Below are 21,801 nucleotides of genomic sequence, written 5' to 3'. Positions count from 1 at the left end.
GATGAGTGCAAAAACCATCCACCGCTTTTACTCTCAACCTTCATCAACCAAAACCACTTCAATCCCGCCTTTGCGCAGCCCGGTCAGGCTTGCAGCGGGGATCCCTGCATCGGTGATAACCATATGAATTCTTTGGGTATCAATAATTTTATGCAGGCTGGAACGGTTGAACTTCGTGGAGTCCGTCACGACGATAATGCGTTCAGCCACTTCACACATGCGACGGTTAAGCCTGGCTTCGTCTTCGTTGTGCGTACTGACACCGCGTTCCAAATCAATAGCATCCACCCCAAGAAACAGCATATCGAAGTGATAGTTTTGCAGGGATTGATCGGCCCGATCGCCATAGAATGAGAGCGACTGGCGGCGCAAATGCCCGCCGGTCATGAGCAGTTCCACACCTTCCGCCTCGAGTAGTGCATTCGCCACGTTCATGCCGTTGGTCATGGCAATCACTTCTTTATGGTTACGCATATGGCGCGCAATTTCATAAGTGGTGGTCCCTGAGTCGAGAATCACCCGGTGGCCCGGCTTGATCAGTTCAGCCGCCACGCGCGCAATACTGCGCTTGAGCGAAGTATTCAGGGAGCTTTTATCCTCAACCGTCGGTTCAACCACCGGAGTACCTGAATCGCAAACTAAGGCACCACCATACGCACGCACGGCCACACCCTGCTTCTCCAGAAACGCCAGATCGTTACGGATAGTGACCGTCGACACGCTAAATAATGACGACAGATCGTTCACCTGCACGCTGCCTTGTTGACGAAGACGCTGAATGATCTGCTCACGCCTTTCACTGGTTCCTGTTACACGTTTATCCGTTGCTGCGCCGGTATTATTCATAGATAACCCTTTCATAAAACCTTTCGTTTCATTTCACTTCGCCTATTAACACCTTTCTTTTCACGGAAAGCAAGTCTTTACACTTTGAGCCAAATCCGCAGCTTTCGGCTTAAAAAGGCTTTCATTGCGTTTCTTTTGCGAAACAGATCTCAATTCCATAAACTTTCGTTTTGTTTTTATCACACCGTAATCCACTATCAAATGAAACAAATCGAAAGAAAAAAGCCTGATTAACCCATACGGAGAGGAAAGTGAAACAGTTAACCGCGTTGGTGGCCAACCATAAGCAGGATTCACGATGTGGCATTTTTGCCGTCTGTTCCGCTCACCCATTGGTTCTTGAAGCGGCAATGCGCCATGCCAGAGAAGCCCGTTCCCCCCTGTTAATAGAAGCGACATCCAACCAGGTTGACCAGCACGGCGGTTATACCGGTATGACGCCACAAGATTTCCGTACCTTTGTCGAGCAGCTGGCAGACCAGCACCGCTTGCCGCGCCAGCATCTGATTCTGGGGGGCGATCATCTTGGCCCGAACCGCTGGCAGGCATTGCCCGCAGATGAAGCTATGCGCAACGCCGATGAGTTAATTCGCTGCTATGTCGCCGCAGGTTTCAAAAAGATCCACCTCGATTGCAGCATGTCTTGCGCGGACGATCCTGTCCCGTTAACCGATGTCATCGTCGCCATGCGTGCTGCAAGACTGGCGAAGATTGCCGAGCAAACCTGCGTAGAAAAGTTTGGCGCTTCAGATTTGGTTTACGTTATCGGCACTGAAGTGCCGGTGCCGGGCGGCGCCCATGAAACGCTGGCGCAGCTGGCGGTGACCACGCCGCAGGCAGCGAAAGCGACGCTTGAAGCCCATCGGCACGCTTTTGAGCTGCAAGGACTGAGCGACCTATGGCCACGCATTATCGGGCTGGTGGTACAGCCGGGGGTTGAATTTGATCACACCCAGGTCATTGATTATCAGCCCGAGAAATCACTTTCCCTCAGCCAGATGATCGAAGCGTTCGACACCCTGGTGTTTGAAGCGCACTCCACCGATTACCAGACGCCAGAAGCCCTGCGGCAGCTGGTTGAGCATCATTTTGCCATTCTGAAAGTCGGCCCGGCCCTCACTTTTGCCCTGCGCGAAGCGCTGTTTTCGCTGGCGGCTATCGAGCACGAATTGCGCCCGGCCCATCAATGTTCGGGCCTGCGGGAAGTCCTTGAAAGCGTGATGCTCGAGCAGCCTGAATACTGGAAACAGCACTATCACGGTAACACCCACGATCGCCGTCTGGCGCGCGGGTACAGCTTCTCTGACCGCGTCCGCTATTACTGGCCGGATCAAGAGATCGATCAAGCCTATTCCAGACTTGTGACCAGTCTGGCTGCAGGATCTCTTCCTTTGCCGCTGATCAGCCAGTATCTGCCGCTGCAGTACGCTAAGGTCCGTGCAGGAAAAATCGCGGCGACGCCGCATGAACTCATCATCGACCATATTCAGGACGTTTTGCGCCAGTACCATGCCGCTTGCCACGGCGCTTCTGCATCCCATTAACACAATGATAATAAGAGGAAAAAAGCATGCCAAACATTGTATTAAGCCGCATTGATGAGCGACTGATTCACGGCCAGGTCGGCGTGCAGTGGGTCGGTTTTTCCGGGGCAAACCTGGTGCTGGTGGCCAACGATCGGGTGGCTGAAGATCCGGTACAGCAAAATTTAATGGAGATGGTTCTGGCCGAAGGGATCGCGGTGCGTTTCTGGCCGCTGCAAAAAGTTATCGACAATATTCACCGCGCAGCCGACCGCCAGAAAATCCTGCTGGTTTGTAAAAACCCAAGTGATTTCCTGACGTTAGTAAAAGGCGGCGTGCCTGTAACGCGGATTAACGTCGGCAACATGCACTACGCAGAAGGCAAAAAACAGATCGCGAAAACCGTCTCTGTCGATGAGCAGGACATTGCCGCTTTTCAGGGTCTGCAACAGGCCGGAGTGGAGTGTTTTGTTCAGGGCGTGCCAACGGAATCCGCGCAGGATCTCTATAAACTCCTCTGAGGGAATATCTATGGAAATTAGCTTATTACAGGCGTTAGCCTTGGGTATTCTGGCCTTTATTGCTGGCCTGGATATGTTCAACGGCCTGACGCACATGCACCGCCCGGTGGTTCTGGGGCCGCTGGTAGGCCTGATTCTTGGCGATCTGCATACCGGTATTTTGTGCGGCGGTACGCTGGAGCTGGTCTGGATGGGGCTGGCACCGCTTGCCGGTGCGCAGCCGCCAAACGTTATTATCGGCACCATCGTCGGCACCACCTTTGCTATCACGACCGGGGTGAAACCTGAAGTTGCCGTCGGTATCGCCGTCCCCTTCGCCGTGGCGGTACAAATGGGGATTACCTTTTTGTTCTCCGTCATGTCAGGCGTCATGGCACGCTGCGATCGCATGGCGGCTAACGCCGATACCGCGGGCATTGAACGGGTGAACTACCTGGCGCTGCTGGCGCTCGGTATCTTCTATTTCCTGTGCGCCTTCCTGCCGATCTATTTCGGTGCGGAACATGCGAAAACCGCCATTGACGTGCTGCCTGCCCGTCTGATTGACGGACTCGGTGTGGCGGGCGGCATCATGCCAGCTATCGGTTTTGCCGTACTGCTGAAGATCATGATGAAGAACGCCTACATCCCCTATTTCATTCTTGGCTTTGTGGCTGCCGCCTGGCTGAAGCTGCCGGTGTTGGCCATTGCCGCCGCCGCGCTGGCGATGGCATTGATCGACTTCTTACGTAAAGACCCGGCGCCACAGCAACCTACACACGTGAAGCAAGAGGAATTTGAAGATGGGATCTAACGAACAGACTCTGCCAGGCGTCGCGGACAGCGCCGCGGTCGAAAAAAATGACAATGTCTATGAAGACCAGCGTATTGGCGCGGAACTGACGAAGCAGGATATCAACCGGGTAGCATGGCGCTCCATGCTGTTACAGGCATCATTTAACTATGAACGTATGCAGGCGTCAGGCTGGCTGTATGGCTTGCTGCCCGCGCTGAAAAAAATCCACACCAACAAAAACGACCTGGCTCGCGCCATGAAAGGCCACATGGGGTTCTTCAATACGCACCCCTTCCTCGTGACCTTTGTCATCGGCATTATCCTGGCGATGGAGCGTTCAAAACAGGATGTGAACAGTATCCAGAGCACAAAAATTGCCGTGGGTGCGCCGCTGGGAGGAATTGGCGATGCCATGTTCTGGCTGACCTTGCTGCCAATTTGCGGCGGCATCGGGGCGAGCCTTGCCTTACAGGGTTCGATCCTTGGTGCCGTGATCTTTATCGTGCTGTTTAACGTGGTACACCTTGGCCTGCGCTTTGGGCTTGCTCACTACGCTTACCGCATGGGGGTGGCGGCCATCCCGTTAATTAAAGCCAACACTCGTAAAGTCGGCCATGCCGCATCGATTGTTGGGATGACGGTGATTGGCGCGCTGGTGGCTACCTACGTTCGCCTTGCCACCACGCTTGAAATTACGGCCGGTGATGCGGTGGTAAAACTGCAAACCGACGTTATCGACAAACTGATGCCGGCTTTCTTACCGCTGGTTTATACCTTGTGCATGTATGCGCTGGTGCGCCGCGGCTGGAGTCCTCTGCGTCTGATCGGAATCACGGTCGTGCTGGGGGTGGTCGGGAAATTTGCCCATTTCCTGTAATCGAGAGAAAACAATATGTTAAGCATTATTCTTAGCGGTCACGGTGGCTTTGCCAGCGGGCTGGAAAAAGCGATGAAGCAGATTCTGGGCGAACAAGAGCAGTTTATCGCCATTGATTTTCCTGAAACCTCCTCAACGGCATTACTCACGGCTCAGTTTGAAGAAGCCATTGGCGCATTAGATGAGAGCGAAGGGCTGGTGTTTTTAACCGATTTACTCGGCGGTACCCCCTTCCGCGTGGCCTCCACCCTGGCGCTGGAGAAAGAGGACCGCGAAGTGATCACCGGCATCAACCTGCAATTGCTGCTGGAAATGGTGCTGGAGCGCGATGGGCTAAGCAGTAAAGAGTTCCGCCTTCAGGCTCTGGAATGCGGCCATCGTGGTTTAACCAGCCTGGTGGATGAAATGGGACGCTACCGCGAAGCTGAGGCGGTTGAGGAAGGAATATGACCACCCTGCTACGCGCCAGGCGCCTCCTTACCGAGCAGGGCTGGCGAGACGACCACCAGCTACGCATCGATAACGGCACTATTGTCGCCATTGAGCCTATCCCTGTAGGAATAACGGCGCGCGATGCAGAGCTGCTGTGCCCGGCTTACATTGATATTCATGTTCACGGCGGCGATGGGGTTGATGTCATGGATGACGACCCCACGGCTCTCGACCGGCTGGCAATGCACAAAGCGCGGGAAGGGGTGGGAGCCTGGTTACCCACTACCGTCACCGCCCCGCTTGCCGATATTGAACGAGCGTTGCGGCGTATTGCGCAACGCTATTTTCACGGCGGGCCAGGTGCCAGCGTGCTAGGTAGCTACCTCGAAGGGCCATATTTCACGCCACTTAACAAAGGTGCTCATCCACCCGAGTTATTTCGCGAGCTGGATAGCGCAGAGCTGGATCGGCTGATAGCCGTGTCGCAAAACACGTTGCGCGTGGTGGCGTTAGCGGCGGAAAAACCCGCGACGCTGGACACTATCAGGCATCTGAAAAGCCGTGATATCCGCGTGATGCTCGGCCATAGCGCCGCCAGTTATGAGGAGACCATGCAGGCATTCGATGCCGGGGCTGATGGCCTGGTGCACTGCTTTAACGGTATGACGGGTTTGCATCACCGCAACCCGGGAATGGTGGGTGCAGGTTTAACCGACAAACGTGCCTGGCTGGAATTGATTGCCGACGGGCACCACGTGCACCCGGCCGTCATGAATATCAGCTGTACCTGCGCCGGGCCGCGCATTGTTCTGATTACCGATGCCATGAGGGCCGCCGGTATGCCTGACGGTAACTATTCAATTTGCGGGCACCCGGTAACCCTGCATCACGGGATCGTGCGCACCGCAAGCGGCGGGCTGGCAGGAAGCGCTCTGACGCTTGATGCGGCCGTACGAAACCTGGTGAATAACGTCGGTGTGGCTGCCGCAGATGCCATTCATATGGCGTCGCTTCATCCGGCTAAAATGCTCGGGTTAGATAAGCAGTTAGGTTCCTTGGCCGTAGGTAAACGCGCCCATATTATTGCGCTTAACCCGCAGCTTTTACTGCACAACGTCTGGTCTGACGGCCAGGCGCTCTCCCTGTAGCGCTTTCATTGTGCTCCGTTTTGGTCTGCCATCTCCCCGCTGGCAGATCTTTCTTTTCCTTTCGATTAAATTTATCCATGCTATTTAAATTCATTAAATATTAATTTAAATCAATATATTAATAATAAACCGTCTTTTCCTGGAACGCATTTTTCGTTTTATTTCTTTTATTACATTGACCTTTCATTTTCTTTTCTATAGATTTTATTCAAGCATAAAGCTGAGCAAATGAAACAAAACGAAAGATTGTCCTTTTCTGCTTTGTGCTACTTCCGATGATCCTGCACTGCTAAGGACTGAGTTATGAGCGAAACCCAATCTGCCTGTCTTTCCGGCACATCCACCTGGACCGAAAAAGAGATCCGCCAACAGCCGGGAAGCTGGCTGCGATCGTTAAACAATATCGATCATCAGCGCAGCCACATCGATACGTTCCTTGCGCCTTTGCTGCAAAACACCTCGTTAAAAATCATCCTGACGGGCGCAGGAACCTCCGCGTTTATTGGCGATATCATTACCCCGTGGCTGTCACGCCACACCGGGAAAAACTTTGTTGCCGTGCCCACCACCGATCTTGTGACGAACCCGCTGGATTACTTAGCCGAACAAACACCTACGCTGCTGGTTTCATTTGCGCGCTCGGGTAACAGCCCGGAAAGCGTTGCGGCAGTGGATTTGGTCAACCAGCTAGTCAAAGAGTGTTACCACCTGATCATCACCTGCAATGAGGCCGGTAGCCTGTATCAGAACGCGGCGACAAGCGGTAATTCGCTGGCGCTGTTAATGCCGCCGGAAACCCACGATCGCGGCTTCGCCATGACCAGCAGTATCACCACCATGATGGCAAGCTGCCTCGCTGTCTTTGCGCCAGATATCATTAACAGCAACACTTTCCAGGATGTTGCCAGACGCTGTGAACAAATCATTGCCTCACAGGGCGAATTCCATGGCAGCGTGTTTGGCGATGGGCCTTTTAAACGCGTGGTTTACCTCGGCAGCGGTGGCCTGCAGGGCGTGGCGCGTGAATCCGCATTAAAAGTGCTGGAGCTAACGGCAGGTAAACTGGCGGCATTTTATGACTCTCCAGCCGGGTTCCGTCACGGCCCAAAATCACTGGTTAACGACCAAACGCTGGTTGTGGTGATGGTTTCAAGCCATCCGTATACCCGCCAGTACGATCTCGATTTACTGGCTGAACTGCGCCGCGACCAGCAAGCCCTGCACGTTGTCGCTATCTGCTCTTCGCCGTGCCCGCAAGTCGAAGCCGGGCCGCATATCTGGTTACCGCCTGCCCGTGATTTTATCGACGTTGAGCAGGCTTTCTGCTTCCTGATGTATGCGCAGATTTTCGCGCTGACCGAATCCATCAAAGCAGGCATTACCCCTGATACGCCTTCTGCCAGCGGCACGGTCAACCGTGTTGTAAAAGGTGTCATTATTCATCCGTGGAAAGGCTGAGAGGAGAATAAGATGAGCATTATTTCCACTAAGTACCTGCTTCAGGATGCGCAGGCCCGTGGCTATGCCGTCCCGGCGTTTAATATTCACAACGCCGAAACTATCCAGGCGATTCTGGAAGTCTGCCAGGAGATGCAGTCGCCGGTTATTCTCGCAGGCACGCCGGGCACCTTTAAGCACATCGCTTTTGAAGAGATTTACGCACTCTGTGAAGCCTATTCCGAAAGCTACGCTATGCCTCTGGCCTTGCACCTTGACCACCATGAGTCACTTGCCGATATCAGTCGTAAAGTGAATGCCGGGGTTCGTAGCGCCATGATTGACGGTAGCCACTTCCCCCTTGCTGAGAACGTGCGTCTGGTGAAATCGGTGGTCGATTTTTGCCACCGCCATGATTGCAGCGTGGAAGCCGAATTAGGCCGTCTGGGCGGAGTGGAAGACGATATGGACGTGGACGAAGAGAGCGCCTTCCTCACCGATCCACAAGAAGCCCGCCGCTTTGTAGAACTCACCGGCATCGACAGTCTGGCGGTTGCCATCGGCACCGCGCACGGGCTTTACACTAAGCGCCCAAAAATTGATTTTGACCGCCTGGCTGAAATCCGTGCCGCCGTGGATATCCCACTGGTGCTGCACGGCGCAAGTGATGTCCCTGACGAGTATGTCAGACGCGCCATTGAGCTGGGGGTGTGCAAAGTCAATGTCGCCACCGAGTTAAAAATCGCTTTCGCCGCCGCGGTGAAAAAGTGGTTTAGCGATAACCCCGAAGGCAACGATCCCCGTTATTACATGCGCGTGGGAATGGATGCAATGAAAGAAGTCGTACGCAGCAAGGTCACCGTCTGCGGTTCTGCCCATAAATTAATTCCTGCAACCGAAACCACGCTTTAAATTTTTCCGCTCAGGGTGTTACCCATAAATATGGATAACACCCTGCATTTGAAAATACCCTGACAGGAAACGCAGATGAATAGAATCATTAAAAGCTCGTTATTACTTTTGCTGGTTAGCAATAGCGCGTTCGCTACCGAATATCTGCTCACAAACAACAATATCGCCATCTCATTTGACGGCACTCATTCTGCAGTCGTGATTAAGGATAAACTTTCAGCGAGCAAGCTGGCGCCTAAAGAGTTGTTCTTTCTGACTCTTCCAAATGAAAAGGTCATCCACGCAACCGACTTTAAAGTAAAAAACATCAGCCAAAAAGATAATTCAATCCATATCGATTATGACCATAAAGATTTTTCCGTCACCGTAGTGTTGAATGTTCTGAAAGAAAAGTATGCAAGTATCGACTATACAATTAAAGCGAAAGGCAAGGCGCAGGAGGTTGCAAAAATAACGTTCTTCCCAACGAAAGGGCAATCACAAGCACCTTATGTTAATGGAGCCATTAATAGCTCGCCCATTATCGCTGATAGCTTTTTTATCCTGCCGGAAAAGCCCATCGTTAATACTTATGCCTATGAAACTACAACCAATCTGAATGTTGGGTTAAAAACACCGATTAAAACGGATGCCCCGGTTACCTATACCACCTACTTCGGCACCTTTGAGGCAACAAACCAGCTGCGCCGTAGCTTCAATGAATTTATCAATGCTATGCGCCCGCGTCCGTATCAGCCATATCTTCATTACAACAGCTGGATGGATATCGGCTTCTTTACCACCTATAGCGAAAAAGATGTCCTTAATCGGATGGATGCTTACGCTGATGAACTGATTAAAAAGCGCGGTGTGAAGCTGGATGGTTTTTTACTGGATGATGGCTGGGACGATCGCACAGGAAAATGGCTATTTGGCCCGGCGTTCAGTAACGGGTTTGGCGTTGTGAAAAATAAAGCCGACAGTTTCCATACTTCCGTTGGTTTATGGTTATCTCCGTGGGGAGGCTATAACAAACCACGCGATATTCGCGTCTCCCATGCCAAAGAGAATGGATTTGAAACTGTTGACGGGAAGTTTGCCCTCTCTGGCCCCAACTATTTCCGTAACTTTAATGAACAAATTATTAAATTAATCAGCAATGAGCATATTACTTCGTTCAAACTTGATGGTATGGGCAATGCCAATAACTGGATTAAAGGTAGCCAGTTTGCGTCCGATTTTGATGCCTCAATTGAGCTGATTAAAAACATGCGTACGGCAAATAAAGACCTGTTTATTAATCTGACAACCGGCACCGACGCCAGCCCGTCCTGGTTGTTCTATGCCGACTCTATCTGGCGTCAGGGCGACGATATTAACGTGTATGGCAAAGGTTCACCGGTACAACAATGGATGACCTATCGTGACGCTGAGACATATCGTTCGATTGTACGTAAAGGTCCACTTTTTCCGATAAATTCGCTGATGTATCACGGAATTGTCAGTGCTGAGAATGCCTATTTTGGACTAGAGAAAATTCAGACGGACAGCGATTTCGCCGATCAGGTCTGGAGCTACTTTGCTACCGGCACTCAGCTACAAGAGCTGTATATCACGCCATCCATGCTCAACGGTGCCAAATGGGACACGCTGGCCAATGCTGCGAAATGGTCACGAGCGAACAGTAGCGTGCTGGTCGATACCCACTGGATTGGTGGCGATCCAACAGCGCTCGACGTTTATGGCTGGGCATCGTGGAACAAAAATAAAGCCATCTTTGGTTTACGTAATCCGTCAGATAAAGAACAAAACTACTATCTGGATTTGACGAAGAGCTTTGAAATCCCTGACGGTGAAGCGACACAATTCACACTAAAGCCAATCTATGGCGCAAATATCACGCTGCCTGGCGACTACAGCAAACCGGTTATAGTTACGCTGAAACCGCTGCAAACGCTGGTGATAGAGGCAACACCCGCTACAGACGCGAAATAAAACTCACAGTGTTAAATTTAAAAGTCCCCCCGCAGTTGAGACTGCGGGGGGTTCATTCATCCGGATTAATCAAAAGCACAATACGCATCCCGGAATAACTTATTTCTCGCTATTTTCCAGAGCATATTTATACAGCGCATTCTTCTTCACGCCGTGGATTTCAGCAGCTAGCGCAGCGGCTTTTTTCAGTGGCAGTTCAGTTTGCAGCAGTGCCAAAGTGCGCAGCGCATCGGCTGGCAACGCATCATCGGCAGGCGCTTTAAAGCCTTCAACAATCAGCACCATCTCGCCTTTACGACGGTTTTCGTCTTCTTTGACCCACGCCGCCAGCTCACCAATCGGCGCACCGTGAATGGATTCCCAGGTTTTTGTTAGCTCGCGCGCCAGCACGACATAACGCGATTCGCCCAGCACAGCGCATATATCATCTAAACTATCGAGCAGACGATGGGTAGACTCGTAAAAGATGAGCGTGCGCGGTTCTTGCTCTATCGCTTTAAGCGCGTCGCGACGGCCTTTGGATTTTGCCGGCAGAAAACCTTCGTAGCAAAAACGGTCGGAAGGTAAACCCGCCGCGCTTAATGCAGCTATCGCCGCACACGGCCCTGGCAACGGCACCACGCGGATACCCGCTTCACGGCAGGTTCGTACCAAATGGTAGCCGGGATCGTTAATCAGTGGCGTTCCTGCATCAGAAACTAACGCGATGCTTTGCCCTTGCTGCAGTTTAGCCAGCAGGGTTTCTGATTTTTGCTGTTCGTTATGATCGTGCAGTGCGAACATGCGCGCATTAATCGCAAAATGTTGCAGCAGCAAACCGGTATGGCGAGTATCTTCGGCGGCAATCAGGTCAACGCTTTGCAACACGGATAACGCCCGCTGTGTGATATCGCCGAGGTTACCGATGGGTGTCGGAACGATGTAGAGCGTGCTGGCAGAAATAGCCGCCGTTTCGAGTTGTTTCATTGTTTCATCCGTATTGCCGATTTAATATTGAACACTGAGATAAAAATTACACTGGATACAGAATGGTACCGTCTAAAATTATTCGTTCTAAAGCCGGGCGCTGTCTGCCGGTTGTACTGGCCGCGCTAATATTCGCTGGCTGTACCACGACAAAAGCACCAGATCAGGCAACCGCGCATATGCAGGGCGAAGCCACAGCGGATTCCGCCTATTATCTGCAACAGATGCAGCAAAGCGGTGATGATAGCAAGACCACCTGGCAATTACTCGCCATTCATGCGCTGGTGAAAGAAGGCAAAACTCAGCAGGCCGTTGATCTCTACAATCAGCTGCCAAAAGAGATGAGTGATGAACAGCGCCGTGAACAACAGCTGCTGGTGCCGGAAATCAGAGTCGCGCAGAAAGATTACGCCGCCGCTAACGCCGCGCTGGCAAAAATCAATCTGGCTGAGCTGAACAAAAATCAGCAGGCGCGCTATTACCAGGCGGTTATCGATACCAACCAGAATCGTCCGTCGCTTGAGTTGCTGCGCACTTATATTGCCCAGGAGCCTATGCTGAGCGGCCCTGCACATCAGAAAAATATCGACGGCACCTGGCAGGCACTGTCGCAGATGACGCCGGAACAGATGAATGCGCTGGTGATTAATGCAGACGAAAATACGCTGCAAGGCTGGCTGGATCTGCAACGCGTATGGAACGATAACCGCAACGACCCGGAAATGCTGAAAGCCGGGATTAAAGACTGGCAAACGCGCTACCCGCAAAATCCGGGGGCCAAAACGTTGCCCACTCAGCTAAGCAATATGCAGAATTATAAACCGGCTTCGACTGAGAAAATCGCCCTGCTGTTGCCGCTAAGCGGGCAGGCTGCGGTATTTGGTCGTACCATTCAGCAAGGTTTTGAAGCGGCGAAAAACATGGGTTCAGCGCCGGTAGCGCAATCTAATGCGGCAGCACCAGCGCCGGATGCTAACGCACAATCTGTTGCTACCCCCCAGGCGGCGTTACCGCAGCCAACCGATCCTGATATGGTCGCAAGTCCTGCGGCGGCATCCGTTGATGACTTAACTCAGCAGCCAGCAGAAACGGCGGGGGTTCCACAAGCGGCAGCGCCTCAGGCACAGCCGGCTCCAGCGCCAGCCGCTGCGGCTAATCCGTCTGCGGAAATTAAAGTTTACGACACCACCACGCAACCGCTCGCTCAGTTGCTGGCACAAGCCCAGCAGGATGGCGCCACTTTAGTCGTCGGCCCACTGCTTAAAAACAATGTCGATCGGCTGGCAACGACCACCTCGCCGCTGAATATTCTGGCGCTCAACCAGCCAGAAAAAGTGCAGAACCGCGCCAATATCTGCTACTTCGCCCTATCACCAGAAGACGAGGCGCGTGATGCCGCAGAGCATATCTGGCAGCAGGGGCACCGTGCACCGCTGCTGCTGGTGCCGCGCAGCGCGCTGGGTGACCGAGTGACCAAAGCCTTTGCCGATGAGTGGCTGAAGCTTGGCGGCGGTACGGTGCTGCAGCAGAAGTTCGGCTCCACGGCCGAGCTGAGGCAGGGTATAAACAGCGGTTCAGGTATCGCGTTAAGCGGCACGCCCGTGAACGCAGCGCCTGCGCAAGCAGAAAGCGTGACGATTGGCGGGCTGACTATTCCGGCTCCGCCAACAGATGCGCAAATTACCGGCTCCGTATCCGGTGGCGTAGATGCCGCTTATATTGTGGCGACATCCGATGAAGTGGCGCTTATCAAGCCAATGATTACTATGCGTACCGGCAGCCGTAGTCCGGCGCAGCTGTACGCCAGCTCACGCAGCTCACAGGGGATAAACGGCCCGGATTTCCGTCTGGAAATGGAAGGGTTGCAGTTCAGCGAGATTCCGATGCTGGCGGGCAACAACCCGTCGTTGATGCAGCAGGCGCTGAGCAGCGTGCATAACGATTACTCGCTGGCTCGTCTGTATGCAATGGGCGTCGATGCCTGGTCACTGGCAAACCACTTCTCGCAAATGCGCCAGGTGCCTGGTTACCAGGTGAATGGCAATACCGGTACGCTTTCTGCCAGTCAGGATTGCGTTATCAACAGGAAATTAAATTGGCTGCAATTCAGTCAGGGTCAAATCGTTCCCGCCTCCTGAGTCGTCAACAGGCGGGCGCGCACTATGAATCAGAAGCGCGCCGCTTTCTTGAACGCAAAGGGCTGCGTTTTATCGCCGCCAACGTCCACTCTCGCGGCGGCGAAATCGACCTCATCATGCAGCACGGCGGCGTTATCGTTTTTATCGAAGTACGATATCGCCGCTCCAGTCTCTTCGGTGACGCGGCCACAAGCGTGACGCGTCGCAAGCAACATAAGCTCTTGCAAGCGGCTTCATATTGGCTAGCCCGCACATCGGGAAGTTTTGATACTGTGGATTGCCGTTTCGATGTGTTAGCCTTCACCGGCAATGAAATAGAGTGGTTAACCAACGCGTTCACCGCAGATGTTTAAAGTAACCAGGTAAACTAACGTGCTCGAAAGAATCAAAGTCTGCTTCACGGAAAGTATTCAAACCCAGATTGCCGCAGCGGAAGCTCTGCCAGATGCTATCTCCCGTGGCGCAATGACGCTGGTTCAGTCGCTGCTCAACGGCAATAAAATCCTTTGCTGCGGTAACGGCACCTCAGCGGCCAACGCCCAGCATTTTGCCGCCAGCATGATCAACCGCTTTGAAACTGAGCGCCCAAGTTTACCTGCCATTGCACTTAACGCTGATAACGTGGTCTTAACCGCGATCGCCAACGATCGTTTACACGAAGAAGTGTATGCCAAACAAGTACGTGCGCTTGGCCAAACCGGTGATGTTTTGCTCGCTATTTCGACCCGTGGCAACAGCCGTGATATTGTCAAAGCGGTAGAAGCCGCGGTGACGCGCGATATGACTATCGTGGCATTGACTGGCTATGATGGCGGGGAACTGGCCGGGCTACTGGGGCCGCAGGATGTAGAAATTCGCATCCCTTCTCACCGCAGCGCACGCATTCAGGAAATGCATATGCTGACGGTAAACTGCTTATGCGATCTGATTGATAATACGTTATTCCCTCACCAGGACGATTAAGGAGCACAGATGAAGGCATATAAGCCACTTGCAGTCCTTATTACCGCGTTGCTGCTACAAGGTTGTGTTGCGGCGGCGGTCGTGGGTACCGCAGCAGTTGCCACTAAAACGGCAACGGATCCACGCTCAGTGGGTACGCAGGTTGATGATAGTACGCTGGAGTTGCGCATCAATAGCGCACTGAACAAAGACGCACAGCTCAAGAAAGAGGCGCGTATTAACGTCAGCGCCTATCAGGGCAAAGTGCTGCTGGTGGGCCAGTCGCCTGATAGCGAACTTGCATCCCGTGCCAAACAAATTGCATTGGGCGTTGAGGGCACCACCGAGGTGTACAACGAAATCCGTAATATGGCACCAATTGGCCTGGGTACGGCATCAAATGACACCTGGATAACGACCAAAGTACGTTCGCAGTTGTTGACAAGCGATCGGGTGAAATCGACGAATGTGAAAGTCACGACCGAAAATGGCGAAGTGTTCCTGTTAGGTTTACTGACTGACAGAGAAGCCAAAGCCGCGGCAGATATTGCCAGCCGGGTCAGTGGCGTGAAGCATGTGACCACCGCGTTTACTCTTCTGAAGTAACCGCGCGGATGACGCTGCTTATCCGCCCGTTAATGTCTGTAGGGTCGATAAGCGAAGCGTCATCCACCATAACGTTCCCCTTAAAACCGACTCAAACAATCCATTGCCACCGCTTTAAATTCATCAAAATTACGGCTATCCCGTAAACGCGGCATCGCCCTTTCGCGCAGAAAAGTGACAAACAGATCGTAAATCGCCATCGCCTCTTCGTACTCACTTTTGCCGATCGCCAGCAGGAAGATAACGTACGCCGTTTCATCACCCCAACTGATGCCCTGGGGCGCCAGCACGGTATACACCACGGTTTTATTCGCCATCAGCCCTAACGAGTGAGGTAGCGCAATCCCCTCCCCTAGCACGGTGCTGACAATGGCCTCACGTTCCACCACCGACGGATAGAAATCAGCCCCGACATAACCTTCCTGCTCAAGCTGCTGACACAAAGCGCTGAATAACGCCTGCTGGGTGATGGGCTTATCAATTATGCGGAAGTGGTTGGCATCAAAAAATTTTTCCAGCATGTACGGACGCGTACGATCCACCAGCACCAGCTTGCCGAGCTGTTCGAATTGATACTCGGTCGGGAATGGAGCCACCACCACGGTGGGTTTGGCTTTATCCGTCAATCGCACCGTGGAAATAACAAAATCTTCTTCAATATTTTCAAGCTGTTCATAGTCACGTAGCGAGATGATACGCGTGACTTCAATCTGTGGATATTTACGCAGCAGCATCGCCTGAATCATGCGTACCGTGGAATTACCGGTATCACAAACCAGCAGCACGCGCGGATGGCGCTGATAACCAATGTTGTAGTGCCGTTCAAGTCCGACGCCAATATGCAGCACCAGAAAACCAATTTCATTTTCGCTGATAACATAAGGCGTGTACTTTCCCCAGCTCGACACCGCCGCCAGCGTCATGTCATAGGCCATCGGGTAGTGCTGTTTGATATTGCTAAGTAGCGGGTTGGGAATGTTTATCTGGTAGCGCACACGGGTGATCATCGTTTTGATATGCGTAAGTAAATCCGCGTACAACTGCTTATCCGTCAACAAGTTGTAGTTATAGTTACTATTGATAAAGCCAAGGATGTAGTTCACCAGCGCTTCGTCGTCATCGGCACTAATCGCACTGGCTGCCACCTCTTGCACCTGACGCGAGGCAATATGAACCTGCAACCACTGCTCTTCCGCCTCAGTAAGCGGTTTACCAGCCAGCGTCTGTAGCAGCAGCGTAATTTGCCGCGCGGCTTCACATACCGCTTCATCAACATCGCCAGCGCTAAATTCCGGCAACGGATAACCTTCGCTAATCCTCCGCACCGCAACAGAGCAATATAAACGGATAAACTGTTCACCCTCATCAGTCAGACGAATGCGGCAACGGACAAAACAGTTATGCAGTTCTGCCGCCAGTTGTTCCGGCACGCCGGCGTTAAGTACTTCTTCTGTCAGCTGCGGGTTTTCACCTTCTTCCTGCATCAGTTTCCAGAGCAGATCGGTCAGACAGGCGCGAACCGACATCTCACTGCCGAATAATTTCATGCCGTGACGCGGGCGCGTTTCAATTGTCAGGTGGTAGTGCGCCAGCCAGTCGCGCACCTCTGCCATGTCGCTTTGCAAAGTGGCCCGGCTGACAAACCACTCTTCAGCCAGATCTTCGAGTTTTAAAGAGAATGCCGAAGTCAGAAAACACACCATCAAATAGTGTACGCGTTCCGGGGGAGTACGCGGTATGCGTAGCTGGTGTGAGGGTTGCTCCAGAAGAGACTGGTAACGTACAGAATCGACAATATTAAGTTGATAACCCGTACCACGATTAAGTACAAATTGTGCGCCATGCCCGATCATCAACACATTTAAAGCCGTGATGTCGGTACGTACCGTTCGGGTAGAAACAGATAAACGCCGCGCCAGTTCATCCTGGGGCAGCGCCTCGTTTTGCAACATGTCAAAAAGCTGGGCCAGACGTTGGTTTGGAAATCTCACTGCCGTTTCCTTTGATTAAACGGGCGCGCAGGCGTCCATTACAACAACTCTTTATCTTTAGCAGATACCAGAATCTTTTGCGGCTGATTCCCTGTGAACAGTAAGTGAAGCGATAACCAGATAACCTGCAGCAGGTACTGAACCTCCTGATTGTTATTAAAATTAGTCGACCCCAGCCTGCCCTCTCTCCCTGCTGATGGTTCACCCAGCTTTCTCCTTTTCAGGAAGAGAGCCGGGATGAGCGTAGTTTTACCCGACCAGGTTCTTCGTTATTTCCAGCAAAGTGCGCACATCTTGCGGACGCGTATTGCCGCTCGCTTTATCAATGATCGAGCTGTAAATATGCGGAATAACTTTACTCACTCCCGCATCCAGCGCGATCTTCAGGATCTCTTCGTAATTCTCAAGGTCGATACCCCCGGTTGGCTCCAGCCAGAAATCATGCTGCGCACAGGCTTTGGCTACCGCCTGATACTCCTCACGGCATTGCAGACCGCCCATCGGGAAGTATTTGATTGAGCTACCGCCCATATCTTTCAGCAGATTAATGGCTGTTTCGACAGGTACGACTCCATCTGGCGCGCCGGAACTCAACGGGCCGGTGGAAATTTTCACCATGCCGACCGTGCCAGTTGGGGAAACCAGGCCGTTAACCACACTTTCATTTTGCCCAAGCAGCGCACGGCTGGTTCCCACGCCGGTAAATACCTGGTTTACATGCTGCGGCTGTACCTGGCGGGAGATTTCACTGACCATTGCCGACTGGTTCGGGTCGCCTGCGCCCAGCCCAACAGAAAGCGCATTGTCGATCAACGACGCATATTCGCGCATATCAGCGACAGCACTGGCAACATCCGGGTAGTTTCTGGAAAGCACTCCGACCAGCACATGCCCTTCGGCAGCGTCATAAATGGCTTTCGCATTCTCTTTCGAACCAGCCAGCACGTTCAGGCAAACACGGTCACGATAAAAATTCGGGGTCAATTTCATGCCTGTTTCTCCTTGCTGACCAATGCCTTAATGCTGTGATAAATAATCTCTAGCTGCTGCGGGCTGACGCTGCGCACGTCGGCTTCGATAATCCCTTCGTTGGCTTTGTAGCCACGGAAGAAAATCGCATATTCGCCCTGTTTCAGCGCGCTCACCAACTCGACGGTGCTGACGCCAATCGCCGCTTCATCGAACTTAATTTCAGTGCGCGCGATATCGCGTCCGGCTGCATCCCACACCACGCGGGCGCTGATGCCCTCGAGCGTGTTGAGGTTAGCGATAAACGGTGTCATTTTTTCCACCATCTGCGCACCGCTCTCTTTTTCCGCACTCAGATAATGTTCGATGGCACAGGTCAGGCCAAGAATGCCTTCTTTACCGACTTTCATGGCGCGTCCAATGCCGCCGGTTTGCAGTTTCACCCACTCGATATACTGCGCTTTGCCGATCACCAGACCGCTGGTTGGCCCTTCAATCGCTTTTGCGCCGCTGTAAATCACCAGATCCGCACCGGCGCGGTAGTAACACTGCAAATCTTCTTCGGCCGCAGCATCAACAATTAATGGCAGGTTATGCTTGCGGGCCACGACCGCCGCCTGCTCAACGCTAAGCATGCTTTTCTGCACGCAGTGGTGAGATTTGATATACAGAATGGCCGCCGTGCGCGGGGAAATCGCCGCAGCCAGTTGATCGGCAGAACATTCGTTGGCGTAACCGGCTTCAATCACTTTGCCGCCGCCGAGATACACCATGCTGCCCACCGGCGCGCCGAAGTTCACGTTGTGGCCTTTTGGCAACACGATTTCGTTATTCTCAAGCGGGGTGTTATGCAGGTTTTCAATTAGCCACGCGTTGTCTTTCACCAGCACCGCCGCCACCGATTGCGCAATACCGGCAGAAGCGCAGGACACTACCGTCGCCGCTTCCACATCCAGCAGTTTTGCGATGTATTCCCCGGTTTTGTTCACCAGCTCTTTCATTTCAAAATAGTGATTCATGCCGTTCATTACGGCGTCCACTACTTCCGGACGCGGGGTAGAAACACCGAGTGCGGTCATACGGCCTGATGCATTAATGACTTGTTTTAAATTGTATTTTTCATAAATCGAAGGCATGTTCTTCTTTCCCTTTTTCGGTCAAAAACCACTTCCCGGCGCGGACTGCAGCAAGTGCCACCAGCTGTTGTTCACCCTGGAGTGTCTGATTTTCGGAGTCGGTAAATACCGTCAGCCGGCGGCGTTTGGCGAAAATCGTCAGGTCGCCATCAAGCCCAACTGACAAACGTCCTTTGTTTGCCAGGCGCAGGCCATCGGCGGCATGTATGGTCACACAATCAATCACCTGCGGCAGAGACATACCGAGAGAGAGGAATTTAGACATCACCACGCCGAGGCTGTGTACCGGGCCGTTAATGCGGTTGCGGCAATAAATATCGGAGCTGATAGTGTGCGGCAGAATCCCTTTACCGATGGCGATTTTCGCCACTTCAAAGCTGAAGCTGGCAGTACCGTGGCCGACATCAAGGCGCACACCACGTTGTATGGCGCTGACAATGGAGGCGCGGAGCTCACCCGCTGGGGTCAGAATGCGGTTCGGTTTGCCGTTGTAACAGTGGGTAATGATATCGCCACTGCTCAGTAAATCGGCGATTTCATCAAGGTCTGGCGGGTTATTGCCAATGTGCACCATCAGCGGCAGGTCACCGTTTTCACGCTGGATTGCTTTGGCATAGGCCAACGGTTTGATGCCATTGGCCCCCACTACGCTGCTGCTCATACGTGCTTTAATACCGACGATAAAATCTGGGTAGCGCTTGACCGCATCACGCGCCGCAACTTTGTCGATATTCGCCATATCTGACAGTTCATTTTGCGTAATCAACCCCACTCTGGAGATATTGAGCAACGCATAAACATCGGTCTGCGCACTGCGAGTCAACGCGTAAAACTCGTCAATATCATCCGCACCGGTGCTTCCGGCATCCACCACCGTCGTCACGCCCGTATGAATACCGATACTGTCGGGTTCATCGTGATAAATCGGGGATTTTGGGTAGCAGTGAACGTGGGAATCAATCCAACCAGCGCTGACGTAATACTCACCGTTAAGCTGGCGTTGTGCGCGGGTTTCGCCCGTTACTTCGCCCAGTGCCGCAATTTTGCCGTCCTTGAGCGCGATGTCGATAACGGTATCGTCCACCAGGCGGGCGTTGCGCAGGATTAAGTCGTACATGGTTTTCTCCTGACTGGCGGATGGAATGCTCCATCCGCCCAAAAGAGCTACAAAGCAATCGGGAAGAATGCTCCAAAGATCATCGCACCAAGAATGGCACCACCGGTAATCGGTTTGCTCCACAGGTAAAACAGCAGTGAACCAATCAGCGAGCCGATACCAATTGGAATCGATGCGGTCATCGCGCTCAGGATGATCAAGGGGCCAAGGAAGCGGCCAGAAGCGTTACCCGCCCCCATCATCACATCAGCGCCGTAGGTTGAATCGCTCTGGTTGATAGTGAACTTACGCGCAAGAATGATCACGTAGCCAATCGCCAGGCCAATCATTAATCCCGTCACCAGAGAAGCGGTGAAGTTTGCCACCGGGAAGATTATGCCTGCGCCAAGCAACAATGCAGGAACGCCCAGCCCGACACCGGTTTGAATCGCGCCACCGATATCCAGAATCCCGACCAACGAGCCTTCGATGATGCGGGCAAACAGGAAACTGGCGCCAAATGCCGCAACCGCACCATATACCCCGGTATCCATCCCGGCACGTAGCATGGAGACAAACGCTACTTCGTTGAAAGCCCCGATGCCGTACAGGTAATACATGTGTGTTCCGGCGAACACGCCGGAAGAAAGCAGGCCAACAAAAATCGGGAAAGACCAGTCGGCGTACCAGAAACCTTTATTCTCTTCCATCACAGGCTTCCTTATTTTCCACTCAGCGAGTTATGAATCAGATCTAACCAGTTCGGCACGGTCAGATGGAAAGATTCGATCATCTTGATATCGAAGCCACGGAAAAAGCCACTCAGGACAAACAGCGCAATAATCGCGACCATCATGACTTTGGTGACGTGGTTCCAGCCGCTCTCTTCCACACCTTTACCAATCAGGATACCGAGCACCAGGCCTGGTACGGCATTGCCCATAATCAGTTGTGCACAGCCACCGAAAATCGTCGCCCAGAATCCCGATTTCTTACCAGCATCAATTGCCGCCAGCCAGAAAATAACTGGCATCACGGTGTTAACCAGCAGGTTAGCCGCAGGAACCAGAACTTTTACGGCAGTCACCTGCAATGCTGCGGGAACGGCGGAAGCCGTGGTGTTCAGGAAGGCCACCACAATCATGCCGATGATGCCGCAGGCGATGGCCATCTTTTTCGGGTCATGCAAGGTGTCGGCAACGTTACGGTTTTTCACCATCAAGGCAGCCGCCCCCCAGTTTGGGATAATGCGATGGTCAACGTCCTGGGTGAACGCACCTGCTGCAACAGAGGAAGCCCAGGCGTTGAAGAAGAAACCTAATCCAAATGAGAAGTGTGAAGCCGGATCGCCTTCGCAGGAGTTAAGTTCACCGAGAGTACGGAAAGCGCCCATCCCCTGAGTCGTCGGCGCATGAAACATACGAGCAGCCCCGGCACCAACTCCAACACCCACCAGACCGCCGATGATTAGCGATTTTATTAATATAATTAAGAACATATGTCTGTCCTTGC

The 21,801-nt window shown here is 52.8% G+C and carries 21 protein-coding genes; 13 read left to right on the top strand and 8 right to left on the bottom strand.

Translation table 11 applies throughout. From position 1 onward, the window contains the following. Nucleotides 1-33: 33 nt before the first annotated feature. A complete protein-coding gene (locus EHN07_RS09000) occupies nt 34-846 on the bottom strand; it encodes a DeoR family transcriptional regulator (RefSeq protein WP_124023834.1) in 813 nt (270 codons plus the stop codon). 251 nt (nt 847-1,097) lie between these two features. On the opposite strand from EHN07_RS09000, the gene kbaZ reads away from it, so the two are divergent. The 9 genes from kbaZ to EHN07_RS08955 all read left to right on the top strand — a co-directional run bounded on the left by kbaZ (nt 1,098) and on the right by EHN07_RS08955 (nt 10,445). Continuing rightward, nucleotides 1,098-2,390 (top strand): tagatose-bisphosphate aldolase subunit KbaZ, encoded by a 1,293-nt coding sequence (gene kbaZ / locus EHN07_RS08995; RefSeq protein ID WP_124023833.1) that lies wholly within the window; start codon nt 1,098-1,100, stop codon nt 2,388-2,390. A gap of 26 nt (nt 2,391-2,416) precedes the next feature. Continuing rightward, nucleotides 2,417-2,890 carry a PTS N-acetylgalactosamine transporter subunit IIB gene (gene agaV / locus EHN07_RS08990; RefSeq protein ID WP_124023832.1) on the top strand — a complete coding sequence of 158 codons (474 nt, stop codon included), beginning with the start codon at nt 2,417-2,419 and terminating at the stop codon, nt 2,888-2,890. A 10-nt stretch (nt 2,891-2,900) separates the two neighbouring features. Beyond that, nucleotides 2,901-3,683 carry a PTS N-acetylgalactosamine transporter subunit IIC gene (gene agaW / locus EHN07_RS08985; protein ID WP_124023831.1) on the top strand — a complete coding sequence of 261 codons (783 nt, stop codon included), beginning with the start codon at nt 2,901-2,903 and terminating at the stop codon, nt 3,681-3,683. Then, nucleotides 3,673-4,542 (top strand): PTS N-acetylgalactosamine transporter subunit IID, encoded by an 870-nt coding sequence (gene agaE, locus EHN07_RS08980; protein WP_124023830.1) that lies wholly within the window; start codon nt 3,673-3,675, stop codon nt 4,540-4,542. Before agaW ends, agaE begins: the two co-directional genes overlap by 11 nt. Nucleotides 4,543-4,557: 15 nt before the next feature. Further along, complete coding sequence (gene agaF / locus EHN07_RS08975; RefSeq protein ID WP_124023829.1) at nt 4,558-4,992, top strand: PTS galactosamine/N-acetylgalactosamine transporter subunit IIA; 435 nt, start codon at nt 4,558-4,560, stop codon at nt 4,990-4,992. Next, on the top strand, nt 4,989-6,122 hold the full coding sequence (gene nagA, locus EHN07_RS08970) for an N-acetylglucosamine-6-phosphate deacetylase (protein WP_124023828.1): 1,134 nt from the start codon (nt 4,989-4,991) through the stop codon (nt 6,120-6,122). Before agaF ends, nagA begins: the two co-directional genes overlap by 4 nt. Before the next feature lie 303 nt (nt 6,123-6,425). Then, the gene (locus EHN07_RS08965) at nt 6,426-7,580 is read left to right on the top strand and encodes an SIS domain-containing protein (protein ID WP_124023827.1); all 1,155 of its coding nucleotides are present in this window, start codon (nt 6,426-6,428) and stop codon (nt 7,578-7,580) included. A 12-nt stretch (nt 7,581-7,592) separates the two neighbouring features. After that, nucleotides 7,593-8,471, top strand: a complete 879-nt coding sequence (kbaY, locus tag EHN07_RS08960) for a tagatose-bisphosphate aldolase subunit KbaY (protein WP_124023826.1) — start codon at nt 7,593-7,595, stop codon at nt 8,469-8,471. A gap of 75 nt (nt 8,472-8,546) precedes the next feature. Then, entirely contained in the window at nt 8,547-10,445 is a 1,899-nt protein-coding gene (locus tag EHN07_RS08955; RefSeq protein ID WP_124023825.1) for an alpha-galactosidase, read from the top strand. A gap of 99 nt (nt 10,446-10,544) precedes the next feature. Here the strand turns inward: EHN07_RS08955 and rsmI are convergent, their stop codons facing one another. Further along, the gene (rsmI, locus tag EHN07_RS08950; protein WP_124023824.1) at nt 10,545-11,411 is read right to left on the bottom strand and encodes a 16S rRNA (cytidine(1402)-2'-O)-methyltransferase; all 867 of its coding nucleotides are present in this window, start codon (nt 11,409-11,411) and stop codon (nt 10,545-10,547) included. Between the two features lie 62 nt (nt 11,412-11,473). On the opposite strand from rsmI, the gene EHN07_RS08945 reads away from it, so the two are divergent. From EHN07_RS08945 to dolP, 4 genes are read left to right on the top strand one after another with little or no spacing between them, the layout of a single operon-like run. Next, complete coding sequence (locus tag EHN07_RS08945; protein WP_124023823.1) at nt 11,474-13,549, top strand: penicillin-binding protein activator; 2,076 nt, start codon at nt 11,474-11,476, stop codon at nt 13,547-13,549. Further along, on the top strand, nt 13,516-13,902 hold the full coding sequence (locus EHN07_RS08940) for a YraN family protein (protein WP_425267175.1): 387 nt from the start codon (nt 13,516-13,518) through the stop codon (nt 13,900-13,902). The genes EHN07_RS08945 and EHN07_RS08940 overlap by 34 nt, the downstream gene beginning before the upstream one ends. Before the next feature lie 19 nt (nt 13,903-13,921). Continuing rightward, a complete protein-coding gene (gene diaA / locus EHN07_RS08935; RefSeq protein ID WP_124023821.1) occupies nt 13,922-14,512 on the top strand; it encodes a DnaA initiator-associating protein DiaA in 591 nt (196 codons plus the stop codon). 9 nt (nt 14,513-14,521) lie between these two features. Further along, a complete protein-coding gene (gene dolP / locus EHN07_RS08930; RefSeq protein ID WP_124023820.1) occupies nt 14,522-15,097 on the top strand; it encodes a division/outer membrane stress-associated lipid-binding lipoprotein in 576 nt (191 codons plus the stop codon). A gap of 80 nt (nt 15,098-15,177) precedes the next feature. Here the strand turns inward: dolP and EHN07_RS08925 are convergent, their stop codons facing one another. The 6 genes from EHN07_RS08925 to EHN07_RS08900 all read right to left on the bottom strand — a co-directional run bounded on the left by EHN07_RS08925 (nt 15,178) and on the right by EHN07_RS08900 (nt 21,787). Continuing rightward, nucleotides 15,178-17,088: a BglG family transcription antiterminator gene (locus tag EHN07_RS08925; RefSeq protein ID WP_124023819.1), complete on the bottom strand. Its 1,911-nt coding sequence runs from the start codon at nt 17,086-17,088 to the stop codon at nt 15,178-15,180. A gap of 249 nt (nt 17,089-17,337) precedes the next feature. Further along, nucleotides 17,338-18,078, bottom strand: coding sequence for a 2-dehydro-3-deoxy-phosphogluconate aldolase (gene dagF / locus EHN07_RS08920; RefSeq protein ID WP_124023818.1), 741 nt, complete (start codon nt 18,076-18,078; stop codon nt 17,338-17,340). Next, nucleotides 18,075-19,193, bottom strand: coding sequence for a DgaE family pyridoxal phosphate-dependent ammonia lyase (locus tag EHN07_RS08915; RefSeq protein WP_124023817.1), 1,119 nt, complete (start codon nt 19,191-19,193; stop codon nt 18,075-18,077). The genes dagF and EHN07_RS08915 overlap by 4 nt, the downstream gene beginning before the upstream one ends. After that, nucleotides 19,177-20,310: an amidohydrolase/deacetylase family metallohydrolase gene (locus EHN07_RS08910; RefSeq protein WP_124023816.1), complete on the bottom strand. Its 1,134-nt coding sequence runs from the start codon at nt 20,308-20,310 to the stop codon at nt 19,177-19,179. The genes EHN07_RS08915 and EHN07_RS08910 overlap by 17 nt, the downstream gene beginning before the upstream one ends. 47 nt (nt 20,311-20,357) lie before the next feature. Continuing rightward, nucleotides 20,358-20,999 carry a DUF4310 family protein gene (locus tag EHN07_RS08905; protein ID WP_124023815.1) on the bottom strand — a complete coding sequence of 214 codons (642 nt, stop codon included), beginning with the start codon at nt 20,997-20,999 and terminating at the stop codon, nt 20,358-20,360. An 11-nt stretch (nt 21,000-21,010) separates the two neighbouring features. Beyond that, entirely contained in the window at nt 21,011-21,787 is a 777-nt protein-coding gene (locus EHN07_RS08900; protein WP_124023814.1) for a DUF4311 domain-containing protein, read from the bottom strand. Nucleotides 21,788-21,801: the final 14 nt, after the last annotated feature.

Source organism: Buttiauxella warmboldiae, from assembly GCF_003818135.1.
Lineage (GTDB): Bacteria > Pseudomonadota > Gammaproteobacteria > Enterobacterales > Enterobacteriaceae > Buttiauxella > Buttiauxella warmboldiae.
Note: the sequence above shows the minus strand (reverse complement) of the source record. Positions and strands in the feature narration are given on the sequence as shown.